General features: G+C 35.0%; 3 protein-coding genes. All 3 read right to left on the bottom strand.

Translation table 11 applies throughout. From position 1 onward, the window contains the following. Window positions 1-334 precede the first annotated feature (334 nt). Window positions 335-754, bottom strand: a complete 420-nt coding sequence (locus VIL26_07875) for a hypothetical protein (protein ID HEY8390844.1) — start codon at window positions 752-754, stop codon at window positions 335-337. After that, on the bottom strand, window positions 696-1655 hold the full coding sequence (locus VIL26_07870) for a hypothetical protein (GenBank protein ID HEY8390843.1): 960 nt from the start codon (window positions 1653-1655) through the stop codon (window positions 696-698). Before VIL26_07870 ends, VIL26_07875 begins: the two co-directional genes overlap by 59 nt. A 238-nt stretch (window positions 1656-1893) precedes the next feature. After that, window positions 1894-2847: a DUF4238 domain-containing protein gene (locus tag VIL26_07865; protein HEY8390842.1), complete on the bottom strand. Its 954-nt coding sequence runs from the start codon at window positions 2845-2847 to the stop codon at window positions 1894-1896. Window positions 2848-3044: the final 197 nt, after the last annotated feature.

Genomic DNA, 3044 nt, shown 5'->3' with positions numbered 1-3044 from the left:
CTTTTTCCAATGCTTACGTGGATCTGCTAACAATTTCCGCCAATCTTTAGGCGAAACCGATGGTACAAAAATATTTCCCATCTAAAATCCCCCATTTTTATATCTTTAATATCTCTTATTTTAGGGTGTTGCAGATAACGTCCGCGAGTTGCAGAAGTCCGTCCGCCTTAGATAGATCTTATCTTAGGCGGACGGATTTGGGTCGGAGCGCCGGACTTATCCAAATTTCCTTACTAACCGGCGCGGAGCCTGCAACTCGTTGTTAAACGCCGTAACCGCCACCCCATCAACAGCCAGGGAGGGCGTCTATCTTTTTTTTATAAAAAATTTCTATTTACCCAATTATTGCTTGAATCAATGGCATTGAACACCCTACAATAATAATCACAACAATTGAATATACCCATTTTGTTGTATTTGTTTTCAGCACTTTAATTACTATATAGGGTGTTGCTGCAGTAATTACGGCAAAAATTGCTCCTAACCCAAGAGATTTACCCGGATTAGAAGTCAGATGGAAAGCAAGACCAGATGCTAATTGAAAAATTTTCCATGCAAAGCTTAAAAACCATACTGTTATAACAATATTCCAAAAAAATCTACGATTATTTCGCAATGGATAAAACATTATTAAGCCTATTACAACAGCCATTAATGTTGCAAAAATTAATGAACCCAAGTTTGATCCTATCCAACTACCTATCCAATAAGCTATTATCATTTGAAATAGTCTCTCCTTTTCTATTTCTTTCATTGTTTCCTCTTGTTAATATTGAATATGAAATCCAAGCAATAATTAAAAGCGAAAAATGGGTTTTGCTTTGGCTTCCCATAAACATGGCCAAAACTAACTGTAAAACAAACTGGGTAACTGCAATAATTATTGCTATACTCTTACTTAGTGGCTTTTTATATATTAAATATCTTAAAAATAACGGGAATAATATTCCAATACCCCAAGTGAGTATTATTCCTACTACTAATGAAGCCATGAATAAGCTTGCTAAAGTGCCCAAGTTTTCATCAACAGGATTATTTTCACTTACTTCCTCTTTACCTCCAATTATTCTAAATGTAGAGCATGTTTCATCAATAATTGGTTCTTTTTCAATAAATGCCGAACTTAATGCACCACCACCAAATAAAAATAAATAACCATTTTTTAATACTAAATAATTTGAAATTGTCATATCGAATACTCTATCCTCTGTTTTATATGTAAAGCTATATTTAAAATATCCCGTTCTTTTATTGTCAACATATCGAATGCATTTTTTTAATAAGTGTACATTAGAATATTGGGATTCCGTTTTAGCATAATAATCATCAAGAAATTCCTCGATTTCTTTATCTGAATATTCACTAAAGTCCATATCCTTCCTATTTAATGAGGCCCTTTGATCGTTTGTAAATGCTTCTTGATAAATGTCATAAACAAATACTGTTATTGAAGTTCCCTTTCCATCAATTGCTTTTTTTATGGCATGAATACCACTACCATCTTTTAGTTCCCATCCTAAAGGGAAGTTGATTTGAAAACCATATTCTTCATTTATGTATAAATTATTATCCGATATTTCCGCATTTGTTTTAATTGTAAAATTTATTACTAAAAAAACAGAAAGGAATACCACAATGCCAATTCTTTGTTTCATTCTAATCAGCCCTCCATTTCTACTATGTGGCGGCACGATGCCGCCATCTACCCTCAGAAGCGGTTATGGCGTTTAACGTTTGGCATTGCCGACGTCGATGAGCCTTAGCGCGACGCGCTTGGCGAATCGATGTGGCCGCGCCCACTTCATGATTCGACTTGCTTTCCAACATCCTGAATTGACTTTCCGCAGCCCGAAGCGGCAATGCTGTGTTATCGGTAGTTGCCAACCCTCCTTTTCATTTATTCATTTTACTTCTTTTTTGGATACGTTGTAATAAAACACTAGAATCTGAAACTTGCAGTTCCCTACTCAAATAAATAAAGTCTTTTTCCGGAGAGAATATATATTGCATAGCTTGCATTAAAGTTAAACTATTTAGCCAAGCCACACCCTCACGTGATATTTTAGTATGGTTTTTTTTAATTTCTTCAAATCGTCCTAGCAATAACAAGTTTTTATTTACTGGAAAAATCACATTAGTTTCTTTCATCCCAAAACCAGGACCATAGAAAGAATCCCTAGGGTTAGTCCAATGCAGAGTGACTGGGCGGTCAGAACAAATAAAATATGCTTCAGTCGCTTCTACTAAAACCCAATTTCTATTAACCAAGTAAGGAAGGACTGAATCCATTACTATTAATAGATTTTGTATGTGAAATGTATTATTAAACTCCAATTCATATTCTTTTTTTCTTAAGAAATCTAGCATGCTATCATAAGGAGCATCAGAAATATCATAACCTTTTTTCTTCAATCGTTCCATCAAAGTATGATATCTTTCCGGCGAAGCAAGAGCAATTTTAAGAATCTTTTCAGATATTTTCATAAAAGGTTCTTCAAGTGTTTTTCTGGTACTAGGAACCCTAGCAATTGTTAAGGCAATAAAATTCATTAACACATTATAACTTTCACCAGTTGGTATTGATTTTGTATTAATGATTGTTTTTATAACGCTTGCAGCTTGACCTTCTAAAAAAGAAAATTCCTTTTCAATTGATTCAGGTTCTGTTTCGGGAATATCTAAAGTGTAAAAGTCATTCTGATAGGCGACATTATGCGCTTTAGCTCGCCATTGTTTCCCATTTTTTTGGTCTAAAACCCAAATGAAATCATCTTTTGAACCCGACAATGTAAATCCAGCTAGATAAAACCGAGGAATATAGTGGTGTTTTTTTGGTGGTCTTTGCATCTTTTTTCTCCCAATTTTCTCCCAAATATTTTTTCTTTCAATCCCTCAGAAGTTGGCAATTTCCGATAACGTCTGCCGATTACCGACGGCCATGGACCTTAAGGCGCAGACCGGGCCTTAGTGGATAACGTATAATATTTTTCGCACAATTGAAAAGGGAGACCTCAAGTGGTAAAGTTAAGTTGACAACACTTACC

This window comes from Clostridia bacterium, from assembly GCA_036562685.1.
Lineage (GTDB): Bacteria > Bacillota > Clostridia > Christensenellales > DUVY01 > DUVY01.
The sequence above is the reverse complement of the archived record's forward strand: the minus strand, read 5'-3'. Positions and strand labels throughout refer to the sequence as shown.

What these genes read in the sequence shown, in the direction of transcription:
- VIL26_07870 (HEY8390843.1), bottom strand. Translation starts at nt 1,655, where the DNA reads ATGAAACAAAGAATTGGCATTGTGGTATTCCTTTCTGTTTTTTTAGTA.
- VIL26_07865 (HEY8390842.1), bottom strand. Translation starts at nt 2,847, where the DNA reads ATGCAAAGACCACCAAAAAAACACCACTATATTCCTCGGTTTTATCTA.
- VIL26_07875 (HEY8390844.1), bottom strand. Translation starts at nt 754, where the DNA reads ATGAAAGAAATAGAAAAGGAGAGACTATTTCAAATGATAATAGCTTAT.